Genomic DNA, 26,516 nt, shown 5'->3' on the forward strand with positions numbered 1-26,516 from the left:
TTTCGGAGACAATGCTGATGTCCGTGCGCCTGCCGCTGCTGTTGGCCATTTCCCTGCTGACCGGGACCGCGTTCGCGGCCGATGCCCCGCTTCTGCACCCGATGTTCCAGGATCATGGCGTGCTGCAGCGCGACCGGCCCATCCCTGTCTGGGGTGATGCCAAGCCGGGGGAGATGGTGACGGTCACGCTGGGCAGTGCCACGGTGACAGCCAAGGCGGGCAAGGATGGCGCCTGGCGCGCCGATCTGCCGGCACGGGGCGCGGGCGGCCCCCTCACTTTGATCGCGAAGACAGCGACCGCGCAGCAGGTAGCCGCTGACCTGATGGTCGGTGACGTCTATCTTTGTTCCGGGCAGTCCAATATGGAAATGCAGGTCGCCCGCTCGCTGGATAGCTGGACAGAAACCAACCGGGCCAAGCACCCCAATATCCGATACCTGTCCGTGGATCGCGCCACCAATACCAGCCCGCAGCGCGACTTCACCCACCCGGTACGCTGGCGCGCGGTGACCCCGGAAACGGTGGGTGACATGTCTGCGGTCTGTTATTTCTTCGGGCGGGAAATGCGGCAGATCGTGGATGTGCCGGTCGGACTGATAAATTCCTCCTGGGGCGGCTCCACCATCGAAAGCTGGATGGATACGGCGGAGTTGGCCAAGACGGGGCTTTACGGCCAGGACCTTGCCATCCTGTCGGCCTATGACAAGGACCGGCATGCCGGCATCCGCAAATATTTCGACGTCTGGGAAGGGTGGTGGAAGACGAAGGGCCAGGGCGAACCGTGGCGGACGGCGCCGGCGGCGGGCGATGGCTGGCGCGCGGTACCGTCGCTGACATCCTTCGTGACCTGGGGCGTGCCGGAACTGAACCCCTATGTCGGCATCGTCTGGTACCGCAGCACCTTCACCCTGACAGAAGCGCAGGCGAAGCAGGGGGGCACCCTGCTGCTGGGTTCTGCCGATGATTATGATGTCTCCTGGGTCAATGATGTGCCGGCAGGCAGCCTCTACGGTCCGGGCGATCCGCGCCGGTATCCGCTGCCGGCCAGGACGCTGAAGCCCGGCGTCAATCAGGTCACCATTGCCGTCATCAACGGCTATGGCGATGGCGGGCTTTACGGCAGTGCCGATGAACAGGCGATCCTGCTGGCCGACGGAACCCGCGTCCCCATTGATGCCGGCTGGCAATACAAGGTGACGCCAGGCGAGATCGGCACGGCCCCGCATGCCCCCTGGGGCACCGTGGACGGTCTCTCAACAATCCGCAATGCCATGGTGGCGCCCATGGGACCCTATGCGGTGCGGGCCGCCCTTTGGTATCAGGGGGAAAGCAACACGGCCAAGGCCCCGGAATACCAATCGCTGCTGGCGGGCCTGATGTCGGGATGGCGGCGGCAGTTCGGTGCCGACCTGCCGTTCCTCGTGGTGCAATTGCCGGAATATGGCTATCCGCAGGACAAGCCCATCGAAAGCGGCTGGGCCCGGTTGCGCGAAAGCCAGCGGATGGCGGTTGTAGCCGATCCACATGCCGCCATGGCTGTCACCAACGGCCTTGGCGACTGGTACGATGTCCACCCCGCCAACAAGCAACAGGTTGCAAAGCGTCTGACCCGTGCGGCCCGTCGCTTGCTTATGGGTGAAAAGATCAGTGCCTCCGGCCCCGTGCCGGTGGATGCGCAGCGGCAGGGCGACGTGGTTCGTATCCGGTTCACCGATATCGATGGAAAACTGAAGGCCTTGAACCATCACCGCCCCATCGGCTTTGAATTGTGCGGCGCCGGCTGGGACAGCTGCCGCTTTGTCGATGCCGGCCTGTCGGGCGATACCGTCACCCTGCCCATCGGCGACGGCCCCACCATTCGCGTGCGCTATTGCTGGGCGGAAAGCGGCATGTGCAACCTCTATGACGATGCGCGACTGCCGGCAGGACAGTTCGAAATCCCGGTTCGCTGATCCCACCCAAAAAATTTAACGTCCGGCATGGCGGATTTTGCCGGCAGCGCCGTCTTCCTTCAGTATTGCGATGTCCGGTCTTTCTATGAAAGGCCGGACGGGGAGGAAGCACGGTGCGGACGACAACGCTCGACATCTGGTTCGCCACGCGCATCCTGCCGCTGGAGCCTGGGCTTCGCGGTTGGCTGGCGCGGCATGCCAATGATATCGATCCCGACGACATTATCCAGGAAACCTACGCACGGCTGGCCAAGGAACAGGCCGGTATCCGCGATGCCAAGGCCTATATGTACGCGGTGGCACGTTCCGTCGTGATCGAACAGTTGCGCCAGCGCCGGGTGGTGAAGATCGTGCCGGTGCCCGACCTGGAAGGCCTGTCGGTGGCCGACGAGGCCCCTACCCATGAAAGCGACCTGATCAGCCGCGAGGATATTGGCCTTCTCCACGCAGCATTGGCGCAATTGCCGGAGAAATGCCGTCAGGTCCTGACCCTGCGCAAGGTCGATGGCCTGTCGCAGAAGCTGGTGGCCCGCCGTCTTGGCCTGTCTGAAAGCACCGTTGAAAAGCATGTCGCCGCCGGCATCAAGCGCTGCGCGGCCTGGTTTGCGGCCCGGCAGGATGACCCGCCGGCCCGCCAGATGAGGAAACAATGATGGCCGACCGCCTGACCGCTGCCGAGATCGAAACGGTCGCCGCCGACTGGCTGGCACGGGAGGATGCGCGCGACCTGACCACAGCAGAGCAGGCCGAGCTGGAACATTGGCTGGGGCTGGATGCGCGCCATCACGGCGCCTATATCCGTCTACGCGCCGTATCCGCCCGGTTGGACCTGCTGCGTGGGCAACAGGTGCAGGACGTGCCGGCCTGGCGGCGCTGGGGCCCTGTGGCCGCTGCGGTCGTGCTGCTGGTGGCGGTCGGTCTGGCATGGCGTGGTCAACCGCCATCGACCCCGCAGGTTGCGGCCATCACCTATGAGACGACAAAGGGCGAGATGCGGCGCCTGACGCTGGATGACGGGTCAGTGGTGGAGATCAACACCGCCTCCCGTCTGCGCGTTGCCTTCTCTGATGGCGCACGGCAACTCTGGCTGGATCAGGGGGAAGCGAACTTTCAGGTGGCGCGCGACCCGCAGCGGCCCTTCACGGTCCATACCGGTGGCGGTACTGTTACCGCCGTGGGTACGGCGTTCCAGATCCTAACCGACGCCGATGCCGCCCGTGTCACGGTCAGTGAGGGCACTGTCAGCCTGCGTGCGGGCACCCTGGCCGCCGTACCGCTGACCCGCGACCATGAAGCCCATATGACGAAGACCCGTATCGTCACCCGTGCCATGGCATTGCCAGACATGGAACGCCGCGCAGCATGGCGTGACGGGCGGCTGGTCTTTGCCGGGGAAACCCTGGCCGATGCGGCGGGGGAGATCAGCCGTTACAGCCAGCAGCGCATCAAGGTGGACAGCGCCGTGGCACAGCGCCGGGTCGGCGGCATCTTCCGCAGCACCGATGCCGAAGGTTTCGCCCAGGCCGTGGCGGCAAGCCTGCAATTGCAGGTCACGCGGGATGCCGACGGCACCCTGACGTTAGAGGCACGCCCCTGAACAGGGCACTGTTAAGACGTTGTAAGGAGAAACTTCAGACATACAATCGTATATAGAAGACAGGTGACAGAATGCCGGCAGGTGATGGATCGCGGATCAACCCGACCCACCCGCCGGACGGCGCGCGACAGGGAGGGAGGCGCCATTGGCTTATCGTGATGGATGGGTACTGCCCGTCCTGGCCTTGCTGTATCCGGGTGCCTGTTCCGCGCTTGCCGCCGAGCAGGCACCCCAGATCATGTTTGACGTGCCCGCGGGTCCAGCCGCAGCGGGCCTGAACGAATTGGCACGGGCCGGCGGGCTGCACCTGTCATACCCGTATGACTGGCTGTCGGGTCGGCGGTTGCCGGCAATCCGGGGGAGCATGACCGCCCTGGAGGCGGTAGAACAGGCGGCGACGGCATTGGACCTGCGGATTGAAAAGCAGGTGGGCAATGCGGTGATCCTGTCGCCCGCCCTCGCCAGTCCGCGCCCCGCCGCCCACCGGATAGCGGCCCCGGCGAATGCAGCCATTCTACCGGCCATCGTCGTGACGGCGGAGAAGCGGCCAGCGGCGGCACAGCGCACGGCCTTGGCCCTGTCGGTCCTGGACGCAGCGCAACTGGCGGAACGATCCATTCTGACGCCGACCGACCTGTCGGGCCATATACCCAACATGCATGTGGGGCAGGCCAACAATGAAACCGTGATTTCCATCCGGGGTGTCAGTTCCGCCGGCATCACGCCTGCCGCCGATACATCCGTAGCCTTCCATCTTGACAGCGTCTATCTGCCCCGGCCATCGGGTGCCGGCAGCCTTCTGTTCGATGTGGACAGGGTGGAGGTGCTGCGCGGACCGCAGGGGACGCTTTATGGCCGCAACGCCACTGCCGGCACCATCAATGTCATCACGGCCAAACCCCGCTTCATCCCGGAAGCGGCGGCGGAACTGACGATCGGGTCACAGCAACGGCTGACCGCGCGCGGCATGATCAACCTGCCTTTGGTGGAAGATCGTCTGGCCCTGCGTATCGCCATGATCAACCATCAGCAGGACGGGTATACACACAACCAGGGCGCCGGACGACCCGACGTCAATGACGCGGATCAGATGGCGGGCCGTGCCCTGCTGCTGGCCATGCCGGCGGATGATCTGCGTCTGCTGCTGTCGGCGGATTATTATCATCGCGGCGGTGCCGGATCGGGACAGGTCCTGATCGGTCGCAAGGATACGGATTTCCTGGGCCTTGGTACTGCCCAGCCCTATCGTCTGGCCACGAACACCACGCCCGGCGTCGACAATGCGCTTTACGGTGTTCAGGGGCAGATAGACTGGACGCCGGGTGATGTCACCCTGACCAGCCTGACCGCGTGGCGGGCCGACAATGCCGACAACACCACCGATCAGGATGGCGACGCGGTCAATACCCGTACCCTGCGTTTCTATAACTATAATCGCAGCTTCTCCCAGGAGCTGCGTCTGTCTGGCCATACTGACGGGTTGGGCGACTGGATCACCGGAGCCTATCACTTTCAAGAACGGAACAATGACAATCTGGACCAGTTCACGGATCTGGCGCGAACCCAAGGCATCATCCTGCGCCGGCCACGACGGCAGGCACGGTCGGATGCCCTGTTCGCCAACCTGCGTCAGGACTGGACCGACGATGTGACGGCAACGCTAGGCCTACGCCAATCCTGGGACCATAAGGAAAGCCCGGAGGGGGTGACACGCACATTGGGGGAGACCACCAACAGCTTCAAACCCGACCATGCCGATTGGCGAAAAACCACCTGGAAGGCGGGGCTGGAATGGCAGGCCGACAACGGACGCCTGCTCTATGCCCATGTCGGCAACGGGTACAAGGCCGGCGGCTTTTCCAGCAACCAGATCTATGCCCCGGAAACCCTGATGGCCTATGAGGCGGGGGCAAAGCTGGATTGGCGGCAATTGCGCCTGAACCTGTCGGGCTTCCGCTATGATTTTCGGGATTTGCAGGTCAACAGTTCCGCGCCCGACAGTGACGGGGTTGTCCGCACCCGGACCAGCAATGCCGGTCAATCCACGGTCTGGGGGCTGGAGGCGGAAGGCCTGCTGCTACCAGCGCCCGGATGGCGGGTGGAGGCGACCTTGTCCTACCTGTCAGCAACCTTCGACCGCTATCCCGTGGCGGGCGATCCGGTGTTCCGGACACAGCAGGACCTGTCGGGCCGCCGCCTGCCCCGGGCACCCAGATGGACCGGATATCTGGCGGCTGACCGCACATGGTCGCTGGACAATGGCGGGGATGTCAGTCTGCGGGGGGAGGCGCGGTACATGTCGCGCATCTTCTTCAGCCCGTTCAATGACGTCCCCATCATGGTCGCGGGCCGCTTGTCCAACCCTTACCGTCTGGCCAGCCAGGGGGCGATCACGGTGACGGCAGCGCGGCTGCGCTATTCGACGCCGGATGATTGCTATGCCGAACTTTCGGTCGATAACCTGACCGACCGGGCCGTGATGATGTCCGCGACCTTCGGTATGGAGGGGGAGATACTGGCGGGATATTCCGCGCCCCGGCGTTTTGGCCTGCGCATCGGGACAAAATTCTAAAAAAGAGCCCCCGTGTCCATGCGCGATGACACGGGGGCCTCAAGCACGCCCCCGGCCCGCCCAAGTGAGAGAGGACGGCGGACCGGCGGCGATCACGGGGACCGGGTCAGGGCAGATGCTTGCGCATGATGTCGAAGATGCCCGTCTGATCGAAACTGCCCGTCACCGCATCGGCACCCGGACCGATGGCGAAGGCGGAGACATTGGCGCCGGTATGATACTGGTCGCCATCAGCGCTGGTGCCATGGCCGACCAGCATGGACCCGCCCTCGGCGGTGCGCAGGGCCAGGATGCGGTGTGGCACATGGCCCACCGTCAGCGGACGGCCCAGATCAGCCAGAAGATAGGAGGGAATGGCCTGGGTCGACTGGGCGTGGTCGGCGGTGACGATCAGCAGGGTGTTGCCCTGGCGCTTGGCAAAATCCACGGCAGTCTGTACGGCACGGTCGAAGGCCAGAAGTTCGCCGATCATGCCGCAGGGATCGCCATCATGCGCGGCCTTGTCGATGGCCGCCCCCTCTACCATCAGGAAGAAGCCTTTGGGGGCCGCATCCTTCTGCAGGCGTCCGATGGCCTGGCGCGTCAGGGTGGCCAGATCAGGCATATCGGCAGGACGCTTGGGGTTGGGTTCGCATGCGGCAGGAACCGGCTTTTCAATGGCGCCCGTGGCCGGGTCGGTGACTTTCGGCTTTTCCGCCTTGCGCCCGCCCGGCCCCTGCCATTCCAGCGGCACCACCTTGTCGGACAGCAGGGCCAGAACCGGTCCCTTCTCCGGTGCGGCGGCCCAGCCGGCGGGACCGGTTACTAGCGACACACCCTTGGCCCTGGCATAATCGGCCAACGTACCTTTGGATACATCGGCAGGGTCCAGCGGCTGCCCCACCATGGCGGCCCCGCCACCCACCACCAGATCAGCACCGGCATCGACCACCTGTTCAAAGATGGAACCTTTGCCACCCGCCGATTTCCGGTCGCCCTCACAACCCGGCAGACTGGGGATGAAGGCCTCCATGCGCGACGGCGTCTCGCAAAAGCGCATGCGGATATGGGCCAGGAAGGAGGCAGGCGTGGCATCGGTCACGGGCGCCGTGGTGACCACACCGGTGCGCAGGCCGCGCACCTTGGCCAGTTCTAGGATGCTGGGCACCGATGCGCCGCCTGGTACAGTGCCGATGCGGCCGACCGATGTGCGCTTTCCGGCTGCCAGGGCCGTACCGCCACTGGCGCTGTCGCCGACATAGTCACCAATGGTGGGCCGCCCCTCCTCCGCCGCCTGCACGATCAGGGAAGCCTGGTGCGGCAGGGTTTCCAGGAACAGAGGCACACCCTGCTTGTTGGCATAGGCGCGCGCGGCGGCGATTTCCGCCCCGCCCATCCCGTCACCGATCATCAGGATGATATTGGCGGGGGCCTTCGTGGCGGCCATTGCCACAGGCGTCAGGGCGCAGGCCGTCAGCAGTGCCGCCGCAAGGCGGCGCCCGTTCTTGTTCAATCTCATGGGATTGTCCTTTGCAGAAGCCGGGCGGGCGCACGAGGGCACCCGCCCGAAAACAGGTCACATGCGGATACCCAGCTTCACGCCAAAGGTGCGCGGCGGGCCGAAGGCGCCAAACGTCTCCCCACCCGTGCCATAGGTCACGGCGGTCAGGATGGCGTTGTTCTCCAAATTGTCGGCGAAGATTTCGGCGTACCAGTCACCTTCCGCCGGCTTGTAGCGCAGGCGAACGGCGCTGGCCGTGTAGCCATCCTGTACGGCCATGGCATAGGGGTTGACCGTCACGCCATTGGCGACAAAGGGCTTGTCATTGAAGGCGGAGAAGAAAATCTTCGACTGGTACCGGGTCTCGCCATGCAGGGTCATGGTGCCATGCTCCCCGACGCCTATGTCGAAATCGAACCCGATATTGCCGGTGAAGCGCGGGGCGCGCGGCAGGCGGTTGCCTGACAGGTCCTGTACGGTACGGAACAGGCTGTCGCTGGCGCCGGGATATCTGTCGAAGCTGGCATCCAGATAGGCCACGGAACTGTTGATCCGCAGGTCGCGAGTCAGCATGGCCTGCAATTCCGCCTCCAGGCCCCAGACGGTGGAACCGGCGGCATTGGTGGTGCGGGTGCGGACCACCCCATCCTCGTCCGGTACCGTGGCGGTGACCTGCAAATCCTTGTAATCATAATAGAAGCCCGACAGGTTCAGGCGCAGGCGGCGGTCCAGAAGGTCATTCTTCGATCCGACCTCATAGGCCAGCAGCGTTTCCGGCCCGTAATTGCGGTTGGAACTGAACCCACCCGACTTATAGCCATTGCCGACATTGGCGTAATAAAGGGTCGTGTCATCGGCCTGCCATTCCAGCCCGCCCTTCCAGGTGAACTTGTTCCACTTGCCGTAATCGGGACGGAAACTGTTGGTGGTGGTGCCGATTGTCTGGGTCAGGCCGACGGGGCTGCCCTTTTCGTCCCAGGACTGGCGCAGGCCGACGGTCGCGTTCAGATCATCCACCAGCTCGTAGCTGGCCTGACCGAACAAGGCCTTAGACCTTGCATAGCGTTCAGGGCGGCGCAGAATGACACCCGTGGTGCGCTGCAGGTTCGTATATTGGTCAAGGTTATCCCGATTATGCTCATAGGTGTAATAGGCACCGGCGATCCATTTGAAGCGGTCTGGGTCAGCCGCCGCCAGTCGCAGTTCCTGTGAGAAATTGCGGTTATAGTTGAAGAAGCGCGATGTCTGTGTTCCCGTCGCGGTCCCGTCCTGATCCGATGTCGTATCGGCATTATCGCGGCGGAACGCGGTCAGCGAGGTCAGGTCGACCGCCCCCAGCCCCCAGGTCAGCTCACCGGAAAAACCGAACAGTTCATTGTCGACATAGGGGATGGTATTGGTGGCGACCAGCCAGGGCTGGGCGGTGCCATTGGCGCGGAAATCATTGTTCAAACGCCCGATCAGCACGCTGTTCGATCCCGCACCGCCGCGATGATAATAATCACCAGACAGAAGGAAGCGGATATTCTCCGTCGGGTTGGTCAGCACGTGCAGGCGGCCCGCGATCTGATCGGCGTCGTTCAGCTTGGGCTGGCCATTACCGGCATTTCGGGTATAGCCGGCCTGACGATGCGACAGGAAAGCGCCGCGCACGGCCAGCTTCTCCTCGATCACCGGGACGTTCAGCATGCCCTGTACCGTCATGCGGGACAGGTTGCCCACCGCGATCTCCGCCGCCGATTGCAGGCGGTCGGTGGGCTTTGCCGTGATGACATTGATGGAACCGGCGGTGGCGTTGCGACCATACAGCGTGCCCTGCGGCCCACGCAGCACCTCCACCCGTTCCAGATCGAAGAACATGGAACTGGCACCCGACGGGCGCGGCTGATATACGCCGTCAACATGAAATGCCACGGATGCGTCGGCGGCAGGCGTGATGCCGGCGGAACTGACGCCACGAATGGAAATCACCGTTTCGTTGCTGGCCTGCCCGATATGCAGGTTGGGCACCTGTCCCAGAAGGGCGGTGGCGGACAGGATGTTCTTTTCCGCCAGCGCCTCGCCTGCCATGGCCGTCACGGCCAGGGCCGTCTTCTGCACACTTTCGGACCGCTTCTGGGCAGTGACGATCACCTCCTCCAGCATGCCCGTCTGTTCCTGTGCGCCAACAGGCAGGGTCATGGACAGAAGGCAAAGGGTGGCCATGGCGCGGCCCGTGGGGCGGCGCAACTTCCGGGATGACATGATTTCCTCCAGGCATCAAACGGCGGCGATACCGCCTTATTGTCTTTGCGTGAAGGAAGAAGGAGATGATGGGCAAATCCACCATTGGATTTTAAAATAAATATGCGGAGTTAAAATTGAGAAAATCCGCCACAGGACAAATAAATATTTTTTAATTACTTTTAAAATGAAAAGGCCGATATGCCTTGCGAAGCATATCGGCCATCCACATTTTAGGAAATCAGAATCGTGCTTACTTCTGCGCCTTCTCCATCACGTCCAGACGCTGACGCAGCGGATCCGGGATGAAGGCCGCTCCCCCTGCCCCATATTCCATCAGCTTGTCATCCGCCGCACGGTAAGCCGGATAGCCGGGATTGCCGGACTTGGCGAAGGCCACGAAATGCTCGTGAAAAGCCTTGGAGATGGCCTGGTCCGCCGCGCTGACTGCACCGGGATAGCGCAGATCGACGGTGCGGAAGGCATAGGGGATTTCACTGGCATGAGTGGCGCCGGGCATGGTTGCACGCTGGCTTTCCGCGACATAATTGAAGCGATAGGCATAGGTGGGCAACCCCGCTTCGGCCCAGTGACGGGCCAGATAGCGTGCCGGTTCAATGAAGATGCGGTCACCCACGATCTTCCAACTGGTCAGCAGCGGGGTCGGGCCGGCATAGGCCTGCCGCGCCGCTGCCTCATTGGCGCCGAAGCCCTTCAACAATGTCTCCGCATCGCCAATGGGGAAACCGTCCAGGCCCGTGGCGCCGATCATCATCGGCATGCGCGGTGCCTTGCCGTCGGCGATGCTCTTTGCCGGCTCCTCGGTCAGGAACTTGCCGTCCAGCATGGGGCCGGCATAGTGATCGACGCCGTCACCCATGATGGACCGCATATCCAGCCCATCGACAATCCTGTCCGCCGGCAAGGCACGGAGTGCCGCCAGACCCTTGGCACTGTCATCCGTCAGGCCGGCCTTGCGCGCGAAATTCACCCCGCGCATTTCCGCTTGCCGAAGGGGCAGCAGGCCCAGGGTGGTGACACGCCCGCCGCCGGACATGATCAAGGCTTTGTCGAACAGACCCTTGGCCGCCGGTGCCGCCAGCAGTACATGCACCGACCGGCCCCCCGCACTTTCCCCGAACAGGGTGACGTTGGCAGGATCGCCTCCGAAGGCGGCGATGTTGCGGCGGACCCATTTCAGGGCCGCGACCTGATCCATGAAGCCGAAATTACCGGTCGGTTCAGTTCCCGCCTCTGCCGTCAGGGCCGGATGGGCAAAGAAGCCGAAACGGCCCAGACGGTAATTCAGGCTGACCAGCACCACGCCGGATTTTGCGAAGGCAGAGCCATCATAAACGGCGGGCGACGAACCGCCATTTACGAAACCACCGCCATGGATCCAGACCATGACGGGCCGCTTGCTCCCCACCTGCGGCTTGGGTGCCCAGACATTGACGAACAAGCAATCCTCCCCCATCGGGCCACCCAACGGGGCCGCATCGCCGGGAAACGGGCTTTGCAGACAGTCCAGGCCATAGGTATCGGCCTTGCGCACCCCCTGCCAGGGGATGACGGGTTCCGGCGGGCGCCAGCGCAGGTCACCGACCGGGGCGGCGGCATAGGGAATGCCCTTGAACGCGACGATATCGCCGTCGGCAACACCCTCCACCTTTCCCCCCTCAACAGTGATGGGGGCGGCGATGGCGGCGGGCGCCATGAAAAGCAGCAAGGCAACAAACAGGTGACGCATGATCATCTCCCGATCAACGGCCAAAGCCGATGGGATAGGCCGGATTGACACTGTCATGCGGCAGGGCCGGCGACTGTGCCCGCACGGCGGACATGTCGGACGGGATTTCAAAGGGCAACTTACCCTTCGGCGTCGTGACACCACGCAGCGCATCGAACAGGGCCACATCGCTGATCCCGAAGGAGGTCAGCAGCAAGGCCGCATGCGGACGCACTGCCGACAGGATCGCCGGGCGGTCCATATCCACGGCCAGGATGACGGGACCGGCGGATGCCGCCTGTTTCACGATGGCCAGACCGGCATCATCAGGCTTGAAATCCAGATCGCCCTCATGCTGGCGCGACCCGAAGAAGTGTCCTGGATGCAGCGTCTGATGCGGGGTGGCGAGGCGGATCAGGCTGATATCCGCCTTGGCGGCACTGTCCACGATGGTGAAACCCGCCGCCTGGGCCGCCGCCGGATCGACACCATGCAGGAACAGGCGCTTACCCTTGTCCGGCAGGGCCACGGGACCCAGCCTGTTTTCCAGCACGACAAGCGACCGTGCCTGCGCCGTGCGGCCGGCGGCAACCTTGTCCGCCGAACCGACGATGGCACCGGCGCGGGCAGGATCGACGAACGGGTTCTCGAACAGGCCCAGCCGGAATTTCAGGGCCAGGACATTGGCCACCGCCGCATCCAGCCGGGAGACAGGCAGCAGTTTCTGCTCCACCGCCTCGCGCACCGGGGTACCGTCATCGACGCCGCCGAACTGATCAATGCCGGCCAGCATGCCCTTGGCGAAGCGCTGTGGCTTGGTCAGATCCTCCACGCCCCAGGGCATGGCAATGTCCTTCGGCCCCTGCTTTGGCGTACCCGTGCGGCAACTTTCATTGCAGTCATAGGTGATGGCCCAGTCGGACAGGATCAGGCCCTGATACTTGTGGACCCCGCGCAGCAGATCGGTCAGCAGTTCACGCGAATAGCCGCCGCCCACCGGCTCCACCGGCTTGCCGTTCAGCACCAGACCCTTTTGGATAGTGTAGGTCGGCATGATGCCGGTGGCCCCGGCATCGAACGCACCTTGGAAGGCCGCGACATGCCGGTCGAAGCCGCCCTTGGTGAAATCGGTGAAACGGCCATAGTAATTATGCCCGTCATACCCTTCCACGGCGGCGCCATAGCCGACCCAGTGCTTGACCACCGTGGCGACACCGCCGGGTGCCAGGCCGGCATCGGCCCCCTGCATGCCCTGCACGTAGGCCCTAACCTGTGCCGACACCCGCGCCGGGTCCTCCCCGAAGGTGCCGTTCAGGCGGGACCAGCGGGGTTCGGTACCCAGGTCGGCCTGGGGAGACAGGGCCATGGAGATGCCGACAGCGCGGTATTCATCCCGCACCATGGAAGCGAAGGTCCGGGTCAGGGCCGGATCGTCGATGGCCCCCAGGCCCAACGTCTCCGGCCATTGCGAGAAGCCGGTGGTGGTCACGCTGGCGCCCGCCGTCACCTGAAAATGGCTGCGCGGATCGGTGGAGATCATCACCGGAATACCCAGCCGGCCACTGGCGGCCACCTCCTGCAACCGGTTGTTCTCCGTCGCGAACTCAACCGGTTTCACGGCCATGCGGGTGATCATGGAGGTGACATGCCGGTCCAGGATCATGGCGCGCGCAGCATCCAGATCATAGGCCGGACCCGCCGACATCATGCCGCCCTGAACGGGGGCGGTGCCATGCACCGCCTCCCCCGCCTTCTCATCCAGGGTCATGCGCGACACCAGATCGGCGGCGCGCACCTCCGGCGACAAGCGCCAATCCTCATAGGGGTTCAGTTTGCCGTCACGGTTCAGGTCGCGGAAGGTCAGGCCATCGGCCTTCACCTGCGGCTGACCGCCGGGCAAGGCCGGCTGCGGCGGTGCCGCAACGCTGCCGGCGGCCAGCAGCAGCGCACCGAGCGAGACCATGCCGGCAGTGGTTCTGTTCGACATATTGGCCCCCTTACGGCTTCAGCGTGCGCTGGCTGACGCGGGCCTTGCCCGACAGCACGGTCTGTGCGGCAGACGGTCCGACGGCCACGTCGTAATCGCCGCCATCAATGCGCCACTGCCGACCTGCCTCGTCAAAATGGGCCAGCAGGCGCGGATCGGCCTTTACCGTAACGGTGCGGCGCTCACCGGGTTTCAGGTCGATCTTCTCAAACCCGATCAGACGGCGCAGCGGTTTGCCGGCGGCGCCGGCCAGATAGATTTGCGGCGCGTCCTTGCCCTGCAATTTGCCGGTATTGGTGACTTCAAAGCTGACGGTCAGCGTCTCGCCACCCTTCACCCGCAGCTTGTCATAGGTGAAGGTCGTGTAGGACAGGCCATGGCCGAACGGGAACAGCGGCTTCATGCCCTTTGCCGCGAAACGGCGGTAACCCACGTCGGAGCCCTCCTCATACACCACATCGAACTGTTGCTTTTCCGGCAGACCCCAGCCGGGCAGGTCGTGGCGCGGATACTGGTCCAGGCTGGCCGGGAAGGTGACGGGCAAGCGCCCGGACGGATTGACCTTGCCGGTCAGGACATCGGCAATGGCCTCGCCCCCCTTCTGTCCGCTGTACCAGGCGGAAACGACGCCGCCGACCTTGTCCAGCCAGGGCATCAGAACCGGGCCACCGGTTTGCAGCACGACGATGCTGTTGGGATTGGCGGCTGCCACCGCCTCAATCAACTGATCCTGTCCCTGCGGCAGGGAAATATCGTATGCGTCCAACCCTTCGGACATCCACTGGTTGGCGAAGATGATGACGATATCGGCGTCCTTGGCCAGGGCGGCAGCCGCAGCCGGATAACGGCCATCATTGAAGCTGACCGTAGCGCCGGGCAGTGCGGCGCGCAGGGCCTTCAAAGGCGAGGAATTGTGGAACGCCTGACGCAGCCAAGCGGCCATGAACCCTTCACCACCCACCGGGATCACCGTGGGGTTGCCGCCATGGCCGGTGACCTGTGACGAACCGGCGCCGGACAGCACGCCGCTATCGGCATGGCCGCCGATGATCGCCACCTTCTTCACACCCGGCGCCAGGGGCAGGATGCCCTTGTTGGCAAGCAGCACGATGCCTTCATCGGCCACCTGCTTGGCAATGGCTTCATGGGCCGCAATATCGATGGCCGGCGCCGGCTTCGCCTCAAACAGGCCCGCCGCGAACATGGAACGCAGGATACGGCGCGACATGTCGGACAGACGCGCCTCCGGAATGGTCCCGGCGGCCACTGCCTGTTTCAGGGGTTCACCAAACCAGACCTGATCATCCAGTTGTTCGCCCGACTGCTGATCCAGGCCCTTGGCGGCATAATCGGTGGCGTGGACCGCCCCCCAGTCCGACATGACCCAGCCCTTGTAGCCCCAATCACCCTTCAGCACCTTGTTCAGCAGATGATCGCTGCCACAGGAATAATCGCCATTCACAAGGTTGTAGGCGCACATGACGGAGCCGGGCTGGCCCTTCTCAATGGCAATCTGAAAGGCCAGCAGGTCGCTTTCGCGGTGGGCTGCTTCGCCGATAACCGAGTTGGCCCAATGGCGGTTGGTTTCCTGGCCGTTCAGGCTGAAATGCTTGACGGTGGAGACGATGTTCTGTGACTGGATACCCTTGATGCTCTCACCGGCCAGGGTTCCGGCCAGCAGCGGGTCCTCACCCAGATACTCAAAATTGCGGCCATTGCGTGGATCACGGGCCAGATTGGCGCCACCGGCCAGCAGGACATTGAAGCCCTTGGCGAGCGCTTCCTTGGCGATCATGGCGCCACCATCATGGGCCAGCTTCGGATTGAAGCTGGCGGCCAGTGCCAGACCGGATGGCAAGGCGGTGGCCGTTTCGCCGGGGCGGATTCCCATGGGGTTGGTGACACCCAGGCTGGCGTCGGTTTCCTTCAACGCCGGAATGCCAAGGCGCGGCACACCGGGAATATAACCGGCACCACCAATGGCGCCTTCCGGCAACCGCTCGATCTTGAAGGGCAGTGCCATGGGACCATGCAGCAGACCGATCCGTTCATCCGGTGTCAGCTCCGCATCCAGCAGCTTCGCCCGTTCATCGGGCGACAGCGCCGGGTCCCGCCAGTCCTTGGCCTCTGCCATGCGGATGCCGGTGGCAAGCGCCGTCAGGCAGAGGCCGGCGGCGAGGCCGCCCTTGATCAAGCGGTGGATGTTCATCAATGCCTCCAGGTTGGTTGGAAAAAACGGCGCGGGGGGCCCGTTCTGCGGTGGGATGGAAGGGGGATGCACCATGCAGCCCCCCGCGCCGGAGGGAGATCAGAAGTCGATACCAAGGCGCACGCCATAGGTGCGCGGCGGGGCGTAGAAATCACCGGTGCCGTTGGACGCCAGACCAGCCGTCGCATTGGGGCCGGACGTCGTGCGGACGTCGTCATTTTCCAAATTGCGGACAAAGGCCATGACCGTCCACGCACCCTCGGCGGGCTTGTAGGTCAGCGTCAGGTCGGTACGAGTGAAGTCATCCTGTTTGTTTTCCAGGAACCCGTGATATTCCAGATACTTGGAAGATTCATAATGGGTCTGGACGCGTGCCGTCAGGCTGGCACCATCCGCCATCGCGAATTCATGCTGATAGCCCAGATTGATCGACCATTCCGGCGTGCGTGCCATATGGCAGCCGGAGAAATCGGCCGGACGCGGTGCCGCTGCCGCATAGTTCGCGCTGTAGCAGCGGACGGTGTTGGCGTTGGCGGCATTGTTGGAGAAGGCGTCGCCACGCGGCAGCAGGAACTTCTTGTAACGCGCATGCAGCCAGGAAACGCTGGCATCGATGCGGTCGGCCTCGGTCAGCAGATAGTCGGTTTCCAGTTCCAGACCATAGATTTCCGCCTTTTCGGCGTTCAGTGTCACGGTCGCGTCCTGGCCGGCAATGGTGCCGACCGCCGATATCTGGAAGTCGCGGTAATCATAGTAGAAGGCCGAGGCGTTAAGCTGCAAACGGTTGTCCATCAGCCGGTTCTTCACACCCAATTCATAGGAGGTGATGCTTTCCGGCTTGTAATCGTTCGGCTCCACCCCGTCGAAATAACCACCAGCCTTGTACCCCGTGGCGACGTTGGCATAGAGCATGCTGCTTTCAGCCAGATCATAATCCACACCGGCCCGCCAGTTGACGCGGTCCCAGGTATTGTCCGACACGTTCAGGGTCACGGTGCTGGTAACGGCACCGGCGTTATTGGTGAAATAGGTGCCACCATTGCGGCCCTTGCGGTCCTTGGTGTAGCGCAGGCCACCCGTGAAGCGCAGTTCATCGGTGGCCGACCAGGTCGCCTGGGAGAAAACGGCCTTGGTCGACGCGAAGACATCGGGCTGAATGAAGCTCAGATACCGGTTATCCGCCAGGAAAAGGCGGAAATCGACGTCGTTATCTTCCTTGAAATAATAGGCGCCGATCACCCATTTCAGGCTGTCGGTTTCCCCGCCCAAACGCAGTTCATGCGACCAGGTTTCATCAATGCCATGAAAATAGTTGGGGGCATGGGTGGATGGGTTCTCGCCCACCCGGTTATCCTTGGCCGAGTTAAAGCCGACCAGATAGGTCAGCTGGGCAAAGTCCAGGTCGTAATTGACCTCCGTCCCCGCACTCCAATAGGTGTTGTCGCGATAGGTGTTGACGCGTGACAGGATGGTGCGCGGGTCACCCGTTTCCATGGGATAGGCAACGTCGCCGCCATTATTGCCGCCACGGGCCAGCCAGTCGGCGCGCAGATTGATCGACAGGTTCTCCGCCGGCGTCCAAAGGGCCTGGATACGGGCCGATTTGTCGTCCTGGCTGTCCTTGTCGTTGCCGGCCACGGGACCCGGCGTGATCGACTTCTGATAGCCGTCATGGCGGGTCGTCTGGAAACCGGCGCGCACCGCGAACGTGTCATGCAACGGCACGTTCAGAACGCCGCTGGTGGTCAGCGCGTCATAATTGCCGAACTCCACCGCCGCGGAGCCTTCAAGCTGCTGCGTCGGCTTTTTGGTGATGACATTGATGGCGCCCGCGGTGGCGTTGCGGCCATACAGCGTTCCCTGAGGCCCGCGCAGTACCTCAACCCGGTCGATGTCATAGAACAGGGCGCCCGTAGCCGTCGCGCGGGCAATGTAGATGCCGTCGATGTGATAGGCGACGGCGGGATCACCCACCTCCGTCACGTTGGTGCTGCCGATACCACGCATGAAAATCTGCGAGGCGCCACCGCCGGTATTGGTGATTTGCAGGCTGGGGACCGTGGCCGACAGGTCGACAACGCTTTTCACACCCGCACTTTCCAGGCCTTCGCCGGTGATGGCGGAAACGGCCAGCGGTGTTTCCTGAAGGTTTTCAGCGCGGCGCTGTGCCGTGACGACGATTTCGTCCAGCTGCAGGGCATTGTCTGCCGTCTGTGCAAGGGCGGTAAGGCCGGGCGCCATGGCAACGATGGCGGCACCGAACATCAAAGAGGATTTGCGCATAAAGTCACTCCCTTTTCGTCTTTTGATCGTTATGGGAAGCGAGCAAGAGCATCCGACGTCCATCAGGCGACGACCGATCGTTTCCGTCACGGAAGACCCGTGCGGATGGATGAAGGCAAGGACCGGCCGCTGACGCGGGAAAGCGTCAGGTGGCGGTGATGGCGCGTGCGGATAGGTTCATTGTCATCTCCCTGGAACCGTCCCCTTATGGGGCTCTCGCTCACGGTTGGCTTTTTAGGGACAACGTTGTCCCAGCCAATCCGAAAATAACCGGTCTCTCTCTACCGGTCACGAAATCTGTTACCATCGAAAATTATCCATTCGCAAGCAAAAAATGTCCAACGTTGTCCCTTCTGTTGCCCACATCGGTTCCGATAGGGTAAAAGCAAGTATCAACAAGGATTTGGCCGGAGCGCCCCTTCTCGTGAGCAAGCCCACCATCCATGACGTGGCCCGTGTGGCCGGCGTATCGATCAAGACCGTGTCGCGCGTGTTGAACGGTGAACCGAAAGCCAGTCAGGCGACGCGGGAACGGGTGATGGCGGCGGTGGCGTCGCTTGACTATTCGCCCAATCTGTCAGCGCGCAGCCTTTCGGCCTCACGCAACTTCATGATGGCCTTTGTGTTCGGCACCTTTCCCGACGTACCGAACGTATCCTTGCAGAATGAATATATCGCGGGCCTGCAGGTGGGGGCGGTCACGGCGGCCCGGGCGGCGGGTTTTCATCTGCTGGTGGAGCCGGTGGAGATGGTCGATGACAGATTTGCCGAACGGGCGGCGCGCATCATCGCAATGCCTGCCGTGGATGGCTTTCTGATCATGCCAGGTCTCGCCGATGATCCAAGGCTGTTGCGGGTGCTGACGGAACGCCGTGGGCATTATGTCCGGGTCAGTCCGGGCGTGGAACTGCCGGAACTGCCCGCCATGGTGCGGATCGATGATTACCGCGCCGCAGCCGACATGACACGGCATCTGCTGGAACTGGGTCATCGCCGTATCGGCTTCATCGGTGGCCGGGCGAATTTCGGTTCCGCCGAACTGCGTCTACAGGCCTTTCGCGACGTTACATTAGCGGCGAGTGTCTTCGACCCGGCGCTGGTACGCAATGGTGACTATACGCGGGAATCGGGCCGCACCGCCGGTCGTGAACTTTTGGCGCTTGCCGATCGGCCCACGGCCATCTTCGCAGCCAATGACAGCATGGCCATCGGCGTCATGGCCCTGGCGCAGCAACAAGGCCTGTCGGTGCCGAAAGACCTGTCCATTGCCGGGATCGATGATATCAGCATGGCATCCGCCATCTGGCCATCCCTGACGACGGTGCGGCAGCCGATCATTGCCATGGGTGCCGCGGCAGCCGGCTATATCGTTGCGGCCAGCCGATCCGATGTGTCGCCCCCGGCCCTGCCCTTCTTTGCCCATGAACTGGTGATCCGCGAAAGCACAGCACCCCCCAGTCGATAATATTCGGTATCCGACGTTTATGGATGGATTTCCGGCAGCACCCGACCACCCACCATCACCGGTTTGGCTTCGATCAGGATAAAGGCGATACGGCAGACCTGATCAGGGGATGGGTTGCGCCACAGGTGATTGGTGGCCCGCTGTACAACGATATCACCTGCCGACAGGGCGGTGACAGACCCATCATCCAATTCCAGTTCCAGAACACCCGACAGGACAATCCCGTAATCAATGGACCAAGACCGGTGCAGCGGGGAGGCACGGCCCGGCAGCATATCGACGATCCGGATCACCGACCCGCCATGCAGTGTCTTGCCCGCCGGCAGCATGCCGTCGCTGCCGTCATTCAGGTCTACCGGAACCGTTGGCGTGGCCCAGACCAGTTGGAAGGCAGCGTCACCGCTGTCGATCAGGCTGGGCGTCAGCGTATCGATGGCGCGGATAACAGACAGGCCCTGTTCATCATGGCCTGTGACGACGCGGCGGAAGGAGGACGGGTTCATGCGGGACTCCAACGCGACCGGAACAGCAGAAGCAGGGACAGCAGGCCCACCAGCAGTGCACCGCCGGCGATGATTGGAAAGGCATTGACGGTCCCACCCGTGGCCGCCGCCAGGGCCGGAACGACCAGGGCAGACAGGAACTGCCCGATGGCGAAGCTGGACTGCCACAGCCCCATACCCCGCCCCCGCACCTCAAAGGCCAGGACCGACATGGCCCAGGTCAGTAGGGTGGGCAGCAGCAGACCAGCCGCCACCTGCCCCACAAATGCCGCCGCTATGAACCAGACAGCGTCCGTGGCATAGGCCATGGCCAGGAACGCCGCCGCCATCAGGGCAAATTCCAGGCCCAGCAGCAGACGCACATCACGCCGCGCGACCGTCCAGAAGATAAGGCTGCCCAGCGGTGTGCCGACACTAGCCAGGGCAGAGAACAGGCCGATCTTCGCGGGATCGGTGACGCCGAAACCGGGCAGGACCGTGCTGACATTGATCTGGATCGTGTAGAAGAGAATGGCCGCCAGGATGGTGGTGACCGACGTCAGCAGCACATGCCTCCCCGGCAAGGCGGACCAGCCCGGCACCAGACGTTCCACCCGTCCCGGTTCGCGCACCAGCAGCAGAACGGCCAGTGCCATGGGCCAGGCCAGGCCATAGATCAGGAACGGCGCCTGCCATCCCTGCCGCCCCAGCAAACCGCCCAGGGCCAGGAACAGCAGGGCCGAGATCGATGCCACCGCCGTCTGTGACGATAGCCAGCGTTCGCGCGCCTGCCCGGTAAACAGGTCCCCGATCAAGGTGGTGCTGAGCGTCATGATCAGCGCCTCACACATCCCGACCAGCACGCGGCTGGCCAGGATCTGGTGGATGTCCGACAGGGCCAGGGGCGCCATGCCGGCCAGCCCATAGACCAGCATGGCCCCGATCAGCAGGCGCTTGCGCCCCAGCCGGTCCCCCAACGCCCCCGCAGCGGGGGAGAACAGGGCGATGCACAGGCCCGGCAGGGTCAGCAGCACCGGCACCAGGAATTCCACCCCCGGCACATCGGCAAAGGCCTGCATCATCTGTGGCACCACCGGCACCAGCAGCAGGATGCCCATCACGGCGGAGGTGGCGGGCAGCAGCAGTGCCAACCCCTGGGCAAAGCCCGCCTTAACACCCTGTTCCATAATGATCCCCGATCAGAAGCTGACCGAACCGCGCAACCCATAGGTGCGGGGCGGACGCAGGCCGTTATAAACGACGTTCAGGATGGGGCGGGTGACAGAGGTGGAATAGACGTCCTTATCCGTCAGGTTGTTGACATAGCCCGTCACGGACCAGCCCTGTGCCGGCGCCTCCAGCGTCAACCAGGCATCGGTCGTCATGTAGCCACCCTGATGCTGTTCGGGACGGTAATCGATCGACAGGAACCGCCCGCTTTCGATGCGGCTGCGCGTACCCAGGATCAGGTCGTGATCGGCGGACAGTTCGAATGTGTGGCTATAGCTGAGGTTCAGCGACCATTTCGGCGCGTTCACCGCCGGCTTTCCCGAACAATCGACCGTGAACAGCCGGGCCGGTGCCGCCACCGGCAGGGATGTATTCGGCGTCACCGCACAGCCGCTGGGCAACGGCGTACCGCCAGCCGAAATGGCAGTATAGACGAAGCTTTTGTACTTGCTGTCCATATATTGAAGATTGATGCCGATCTCGTCATTGCGGGTGGCCAGGAACTGCGCCTCGACCTCCATGCCGTACATACGGGCCTGGCCAACATTGGCCGTAACGGAGGCCTGACCATAGACACCTGGACGGACCTCAACAGGACCGATATAGCCGATCTGCTGATCCTTGTAGTCCCACCAGAATGCTTCGGCATTCAGTTGCAGGCGGTTATCCAGGAACCGGTTCTTGGACCCGACCGTATAGGCCGTCAGCTTTTCCGGATCGAAACTGTTCTTGCCCACCGCTGGATAGAAACCACCGGCCTTGAACCCCGTGGCGACATTCGCATAGAGCAGCGATTGCGGCCCGGCATCGAACTCAATCCCGCCCTTCCAGGTGACACTGTTGAAATTCTCGTCACCCGTCGCGGTGACAAAGGGCGGGTTGGGGTTGCTGACGCTGCTCTGGCGGACCGGTGTCGTCTGCTGCTTATTCTCATGCGTGTAGCGGACACCGGCGACAAGACGCAATCCTTGGGCCACATCATAGGTTCCCTGGCCGAACACCGCCTTGCTGACCGCTTCCTGGTGCGGCATGAAGGTGGTGGTGGAAAGCCCGCCCTGGAAGAAGCTGTTCAGGGCATTGACCTCGTCCCGGAACCAGAAGCCACCGACAACATAGCGGAACGGATTATCCTCAGCCGAGGCAAAGCGCACTTCGACGGAGCTTTGCTTGGACACCTCCTGCACCGTGCCCTGGAACCCGACGCTGTAGAAAACGAAATCCGGGCGGCTGTCGCGATAGGCGGGCAGGACCGTCAGGGTACCGGCATCAAACTGATAATCCAGCGTCGCCGTCACACCCCAGAAGGTGCTGTCATTATAGCCATCATCCTTGGGCGGCACCACCAGGCCGGAATTGATCAGCGCCGGGAAACGCAGGCGCAGTTCTGCGATGCTGGCCGCCTCCGACCCGCCAATGCGGTCTTTCACGGCGGGTGCCGTTGGGGTCAGGCTGCCGGGCACCAGCACGCCGCCCACACCCTTGCCACCCTGGTGGAAGTAATCGCCTGACAGAAGCAGGCTCAAACGATCATCCGGTTCCCACAGAAGGGAGGCGCGGGCCGCCTGCCCCTCCTCATCATCATAACCATCGGACAGGTAACCATCGCGGTCCACGATCTGCCCCGCCACACGCAGGCTTAGCGTATCGCTGACCGGGGCATTGATCATGCCCGTGGCCTTGCGCAGGTTGTAATTACCGATTTCCAGCCCGGCCTCGCCCGCAGTACCGCTGGCGTCGGGCCGGTTGGGGATGACGTTGACGGCACCGCCGGTGGCGTTGCGGCCATAAAGCGTACCCTGAGGACCCTTCAGCACCTCAACCCGCGCCAGATCGAAGAAGGTGCCGACCGGGGCCGTGGGGCGACCGATATAGACACCGCCATAATTGAAGGCGATGGCATTTTCGGAAAAGGAATTGGGGCCCAGCGTGCCGACACCGCGCAGGTAGAAGCCGGTATTGGACCCGCCGCCCGGTTGTACCACCAGGGCCGGGACCAGCTTGGTCAGCCCCGCCGTGTCGGTGACACCGGCGGTGACCAGATCGTCGGCGGATACCGCCGACACCGCCACAGCAACCTTTTGCAGGTTTTCCGACCGGCGCTGTGCGGTCACTACGATCTCTTCCAACACACCTGTATCGGTGGATTGCGCCTGGGCTGGGTGGGTTGCGACGGCGGTCAGGATGGCCGTGGACAACAGCAAGGGGGCACGCATTCTGGCTTCCTCCATGGTTCATCACCCGCCACCCGGACAAGGTGGGGGCGTTTCCGGACGTAGCGCCGGATTAAGACCTGGAACCTGAAAACAGGCGGATTGGGGGGTACAAGGGACCCGTAGATTGGGTCCCCTCACCTGCATGTGATGAAGGCGGAAACGCTGCCGCCAACGACCGCCAATGCGGCACTCTCCCCAACCGCCGGCCTCCGGGCCGGTCTGATGTTTTTTGGTCAGGGAACCATATCAGCGACGAATGCATCGCCGAAATCGTATTTTCCGATCCGACCTATCACCCTTACCAATGGTTCAGCCGGCATCTTGTTCGGCGGCAAGGCGGCGCATCAGGCCACGGAACCAGATAAGGGCCGGGTCACGCTGAAAATGCCGATGCCATTGCGCCATCTCCGTCAGGACCGGAAACTCAATGGGCAACGGCAGAATGCGTAGCGGCAAACGCTGCACGTAAAGCCGTGCCAGCCTTTCATGCATGGTGGCCAACAGATCGGTTCCGATCAGCATGCTGGGCACGGTGGTGAAATCAGCAACGAACAGTTCAGCATTACGGGTATAGCCGAAACGGTCCAGGAACCATTGGTCAAAGCTGGGGGCCCGCCGCATGCCAAACCGCACCAGCACATGGCCCATCGCCATATACTGGTCAAAGCTGATCGTATCCCCGACCAATTTGTTCCCCTCCCACGCCACGGCGACATGGGTATCGGTGAACAGTTTCTCCTTGGGATGGTCAGGATGGGTAAAATTGTCCGGCGTGATTACGAAATCCACCTGCCCCCTTGACAGGCGCTCCATCACCAGATCATCCATCCCGTCGATTTCCACCTTGATGCCGGGGGCAAGTTGCCGGGCCTCCCGGATTACGCGGGCCAGAAGCACCTCTGTCACGTAATCCGACGCGTGCATGCGGATGGTGCGGGTGGCGCTGGCGGGATCGAAACTGGGCTTGGTTTCGATGGTGGCCTGAATCTGCATCAGGATATCGCGCACGGGTTCCGCCAGACTTTCCGCCAGCGGCGTGGGCACCATGGACCGCCCGATCTGGGCCAGGATGTCATCGTCGAAAAACTCGCGCAGCCGGGCCAGATTGCCGCTAACAGCGGACTGGCTGAGGTTCAGGCGATTGGCCGCGCGCGAAACGCTGCGTTCCTCCAACAACACATCCAGTACCACCAGCAGGTTCAGGTCCAGTTTCTGGAACCGCATTATTCATCCTCCCATCCATCGGTCATACCGATAGTTTGGTTCAGTAAATACGATTTCGATGATGGGCGTACAGCCCCTATCGTCATCGCATCGACTTTCCCGCCGAGGAACCCCCATGGACGCGACCGATTATGGCCGCCTGTTCGACCTGTCCGGTCGCCGTGCCCTGGTCACCGGCGGGCAGCGCGGGCTTGGCCTGGGCATTGCCACCGCCCTGGCCAGCCACGGCGCGGATGTCTGGATTTGCAGCGAGGATGAGGCGGGTTGCGCCGATGCGGCGGAGCGGCTGCAGGTGCAGGGACTGACCGTTCGGGCGGTCATTTGTGACGTCACCGACCGCGCGGCGCTGTCTGCCATGGTGCAACGGGTGACGGCAACGGGGCCTCTGGACATCCTGGTCTGCAATGCCGGGGTGGCACCCCATGCGGGTCCCATCACGTCCGCCAGCGATGCCGACTGGCAGGCGACAATGACCATCAACCTGCAAAGCGTGCTGTGGCTGGCGGGTATGGTCCTGCCCGGCATGGCGGGGGCCGGTGGCGGCATCATGATCATCATGTCCTCCATCGCCGGTCTGCGCGGCAACAAGGCGCTGGGGCTGTACGGTCTGACCAAGGCAGCCAATGCCCAGTTGGCCCGCAATCTGGCCGTGGAATGGGGGCCAGCCAACATCCGGGTCAATGCCATCTCCCCCGGTTTCATCCGCACCGATCTGGCGCGCGACCTGTTGTCCAACCCGGCCTTCATGGAACGGCGCATGGCCATGACGCCCTTGCGCCGACCGGGCGAGGTGACGGAGGTGGCGGGTGTCGCTGTGATGCTGGCATCTGCCGCCGGGGCCTTCATCACGGGACAGAATATCGTCGTCGATGGCGGCACCCTGATCACCGACGGCAGCTGAAGAATAACCGGAGGAACGCCATGCATATCCTGATCACCGGCGCCGACGGCTTTGTCGGGCGCGCGCTTGTCCGCCGTCTGCTGTCGGGCACCGATCTGGCCTTTACCCGTCTTACCCTTGTGGATCAGCGGTTTGGGGATCTGTCCGCTGACGCGCGCCTGTTCCCTGTCGCCGGCAACATTGCCGACAGCGCCCTATGGACCGATGCCTTGTCGCTTCCTGCCGATGTCGTCTTTCATCTGGCCAGCGTGCCGGGTGGGTTGGCGGAGCGGGAGTTCGACCTGGGCATGGCCGTAAACCTTCAAGGGACGCTGGGCCTGCTGGACGCGCTGCGGGCGCAGGGGCGGACGGCGAGGTTCGTCTTCGCCAGCAGCGTCGCCGTCTATGGCGACCCGTTGCCCGATACGGTCGATGATACCACCCCTCCCCGCCCCACCCTGTCCTATGGCGGACAAAAGCTGGCGGCAGAGGTGATGGTCGCGGACTATAGCCGGCGTGGCTTCATCGACGGGTGCAGCCTGCGCCTGCCCGGTATCGTGGCCCGCCCGCCTGCCCCATCCGGCCTGATCTCTGCCTTCATGAGCGAGGTGATGTGGGCGGCGGCGGAACGCCGGCCCGTGACCCTGCCGGTCGGCCCCGACGCTGTCTGTTGGTGGATGTCGGTGGCGTCCGCCGTGGATGCGCTGCTTCATGCCGCCAGCCTGCCCGGACAGGGCCGCGTCTGGCTGCCCCCAGTGCTGCGCCTGACCATTGCTGAACTGGTAGGCGCCCTGGCCGACCGCTTCGGGCCCGTCGATGTCACCTATACCCCTGATCCAGCGGTGCAAGCACGGTTCGGGCGTCAGCCGCCGCTTCATGCCAATGCGGCCCTGGCGGCGGGTTTCCGCGACGATGGCGATGTGGGTGTACTGATCAAAGCAGCTTTGGGTTGATGGAGAAACACCATCGTCGCCCCACGCGCAGAAAAGG

General features: G+C 63.2%; 17 protein-coding genes. 7 read left to right on the forward strand and 10 right to left on the reverse strand.

Annotated features, from left to right (window positions below; genetic code table 11):
* Nucleotides 1-17 precede the first annotated feature (17 nt).
* From ACODSP_RS06645 to ACODSP_RS06660, 4 genes are all read left to right on the forward strand, one after another.
* A complete protein-coding gene (locus ACODSP_RS06645; RefSeq protein ID WP_488964835.1) occupies nucleotides 18-1,952 on the forward strand; it encodes a sialate O-acetylesterase in 1,935 nt (644 codons plus the stop codon).
* A gap of 113 nt (nucleotides 1,953-2,065) precedes the next feature.
* On the forward strand, nucleotides 2,066-2,605 hold the full coding sequence (locus tag ACODSP_RS06650) for an RNA polymerase sigma factor (protein ID WP_488964836.1): 540 nt from the start codon (nucleotides 2,066-2,068) through the stop codon (nucleotides 2,603-2,605).
* Nucleotides 2,602-3,549, forward strand: coding sequence for a FecR family protein (locus ACODSP_RS06655; RefSeq protein WP_488964837.1), 948 nt, complete (start codon nucleotides 2,602-2,604; stop codon nucleotides 3,547-3,549). Before ACODSP_RS06650 ends, ACODSP_RS06655 begins: the two co-directional genes overlap by 4 nt.
* Nucleotides 3,550-3,694: 145 nt before the next feature.
* Nucleotides 3,695-6,121 (forward strand): TonB-dependent receptor, encoded by a 2,427-nt coding sequence (locus ACODSP_RS06660; RefSeq protein ID WP_488964838.1) that lies wholly within the window; start codon nucleotides 3,695-3,697, stop codon nucleotides 6,119-6,121.
* A 106-nt stretch (nucleotides 6,122-6,227) separates the two neighbouring features.
* Here the strand turns inward: ACODSP_RS06660 and ACODSP_RS06665 are convergent, their stop codons facing one another.
* From ACODSP_RS06665 to ACODSP_RS06690, 6 genes are all read right to left on the reverse strand, one after another.
* Nucleotides 6,228-7,619, reverse strand: coding sequence for an alkaline phosphatase (locus ACODSP_RS06665; protein WP_488964839.1), 1,392 nt, complete (start codon nucleotides 7,617-7,619; stop codon nucleotides 6,228-6,230).
* 57 nt (nucleotides 7,620-7,676) lie between these two features.
* Nucleotides 7,677-9,845, reverse strand: coding sequence for a TonB-dependent receptor (locus ACODSP_RS06670; RefSeq protein ID WP_488964840.1), 2,169 nt, complete (start codon nucleotides 9,843-9,845; stop codon nucleotides 7,677-7,679).
* Between the two features lie 232 nt (nucleotides 9,846-10,077).
* A complete protein-coding gene (locus ACODSP_RS06675) occupies nucleotides 10,078-11,574 on the reverse strand; it encodes a carboxylesterase/lipase family protein (protein ID WP_488964841.1) in 1,497 nt (498 codons plus the stop codon).
* Between the two features lie 13 nt (nucleotides 11,575-11,587).
* The gene (locus tag ACODSP_RS06680; RefSeq protein ID WP_488964842.1) at nucleotides 11,588-13,540 is read right to left on the reverse strand and encodes a glycoside hydrolase family 3 protein; all 1,953 of its coding nucleotides are present in this window, start codon (nucleotides 13,538-13,540) and stop codon (nucleotides 11,588-11,590) included.
* 10 nt (nucleotides 13,541-13,550) lie between these two features.
* Nucleotides 13,551-15,749: a beta-glucosidase family protein gene (locus ACODSP_RS06685; protein ID WP_488964843.1), complete on the reverse strand. Its 2,199-nt coding sequence runs from the start codon at nucleotides 15,747-15,749 to the stop codon at nucleotides 13,551-13,553.
* 99 nt (nucleotides 15,750-15,848) lie between these two features.
* Entirely contained in the window at nucleotides 15,849-18,032 is a 2,184-nt protein-coding gene (locus ACODSP_RS06690; protein ID WP_488964844.1) for a TonB-dependent receptor, read from the reverse strand.
* A 424-nt stretch (nucleotides 18,033-18,456) separates the two neighbouring features.
* Here ACODSP_RS06690 and ACODSP_RS06695 point away from each other — a divergent pair, with 424 nt between their 5' ends.
* Entirely contained in the window at nucleotides 18,457-19,497 is a 1,041-nt protein-coding gene (locus ACODSP_RS06695) for a LacI family DNA-binding transcriptional regulator (RefSeq protein WP_488964845.1), read from the forward strand.
* Between the two features lie 17 nt (nucleotides 19,498-19,514).
* Here the strand turns inward: ACODSP_RS06695 and ACODSP_RS06700 are convergent, their stop codons facing one another.
* The 4 genes from ACODSP_RS06700 to ACODSP_RS06715 form a co-directional block, all read right to left on the reverse strand.
* Entirely contained in the window at nucleotides 19,515-20,000 is a 486-nt protein-coding gene (locus tag ACODSP_RS06700) for a cupin domain-containing protein (RefSeq protein WP_488964846.1), read from the reverse strand.
* On the reverse strand, nucleotides 19,997-21,166 hold the full coding sequence (locus ACODSP_RS06705) for an MFS transporter (RefSeq protein ID WP_488964847.1): 1,170 nt from the start codon (nucleotides 21,164-21,166) through the stop codon (nucleotides 19,997-19,999). The genes ACODSP_RS06700 and ACODSP_RS06705 overlap by 4 nt, the downstream gene beginning before the upstream one ends.
* Nucleotides 21,167-21,178: 12 nt before the next feature.
* Entirely contained in the window at nucleotides 21,179-23,422 is a 2,244-nt protein-coding gene (locus ACODSP_RS06710; protein ID WP_488964848.1) for a TonB-dependent receptor, read from the reverse strand.
* Between the two features lie 309 nt (nucleotides 23,423-23,731).
* Nucleotides 23,732-24,646 (reverse strand): LysR family transcriptional regulator, encoded by a 915-nt coding sequence (locus ACODSP_RS06715; RefSeq protein ID WP_488964849.1) that lies wholly within the window; start codon nucleotides 24,644-24,646, stop codon nucleotides 23,732-23,734.
* 115 nt (nucleotides 24,647-24,761) lie between these two features.
* Between ACODSP_RS06715 and ACODSP_RS06720 the strand changes: the two genes are divergently transcribed.
* Complete coding sequence (locus tag ACODSP_RS06720) at nucleotides 24,762-25,547, forward strand: SDR family NAD(P)-dependent oxidoreductase (protein ID WP_488964850.1); 786 nt, start codon at nucleotides 24,762-24,764, stop codon at nucleotides 25,545-25,547.
* Between the two features lie 20 nt (nucleotides 25,548-25,567).
* Entirely contained in the window at nucleotides 25,568-26,479 is a 912-nt protein-coding gene (locus ACODSP_RS06725; RefSeq protein ID WP_488964851.1) for an NAD-dependent epimerase/dehydratase family protein, read from the forward strand.
* Nucleotides 26,480-26,516: the final 37 nt, after the last annotated feature.

The sequence above is a fragment of the Niveispirillum sp. FG156 genome (assembly GCF_057809555.1).

What these genes read in the sequence shown, in the direction of transcription:
- ACODSP_RS06645 (WP_488964835.1), top strand. Translation starts at nt 18, where the DNA reads ATGTCCGTGCGCCTGCCGCTGCTGTTGGCCATTTCCCTGCTGACCGGG.
- ACODSP_RS06655 (WP_488964837.1), top strand. Translation starts at nt 2,602, where the DNA reads ATGATGGCCGACCGCCTGACCGCTGCCGAGATCGAAACGGTCGCCGCC.
- ACODSP_RS06665 (WP_488964839.1), bottom strand. Translation starts at nt 7,619, where the DNA reads ATGAGATTGAACAAGAACGGGCGCCGCCTTGCGGCGGCACTGCTGACG.
- ACODSP_RS06670 (WP_488964840.1), bottom strand. Translation starts at nt 9,845, where the DNA reads ATGTCATCCCGGAAGTTGCGCCGCCCCACGGGCCGCGCCATGGCCACC.
- ACODSP_RS06675 (WP_488964841.1), bottom strand. Translation starts at nt 11,574, where the DNA reads ATGCGTCACCTGTTTGTTGCCTTGCTGCTTTTCATGGCGCCCGCCGCC.
- ACODSP_RS06680 (WP_488964842.1), bottom strand. Translation starts at nt 13,540, where the DNA reads ATGTCGAACAGAACCACTGCCGGCATGGTCTCGCTCGGTGCGCTGCTG.
- ACODSP_RS06685 (WP_488964843.1), bottom strand. Translation starts at nt 15,749, where the DNA reads ATGAACATCCACCGCTTGATCAAGGGCGGCCTCGCCGCCGGCCTCTGC.
- ACODSP_RS06690 (WP_488964844.1), bottom strand. Translation starts at nt 18,032, where the DNA reads ATGCGCAAATCCTCTTTGATGTTCGGTGCCGCCATCGTTGCCATGGCG.
- ACODSP_RS06700 (WP_488964846.1), bottom strand. Translation starts at nt 20,000, where the DNA reads ATGAACCCGTCCTCCTTCCGCCGCGTCGTCACAGGCCATGATGAACAG.
- ACODSP_RS06705 (WP_488964847.1), bottom strand. Translation starts at nt 21,166, where the DNA reads ATGGAACAGGGTGTTAAGGCGGGCTTTGCCCAGGGGTTGGCACTGCTG.
- ACODSP_RS06710 (WP_488964848.1), bottom strand. Translation starts at nt 23,422, where the DNA reads ATGCGTGCCCCCTTGCTGTTGTCCACGGCCATCCTGACCGCCGTCGCA.
- ACODSP_RS06715 (WP_488964849.1), bottom strand. Translation starts at nt 24,646, where the DNA reads ATGCGGTTCCAGAAACTGGACCTGAACCTGCTGGTGGTACTGGATGTG.
- ACODSP_RS06720 (WP_488964850.1), top strand. Translation starts at nt 24,762, where the DNA reads ATGGACGCGACCGATTATGGCCGCCTGTTCGACCTGTCCGGTCGCCGT.
- ACODSP_RS06725 (WP_488964851.1), top strand. Translation starts at nt 25,568, where the DNA reads ATGCATATCCTGATCACCGGCGCCGACGGCTTTGTCGGGCGCGCGCTT.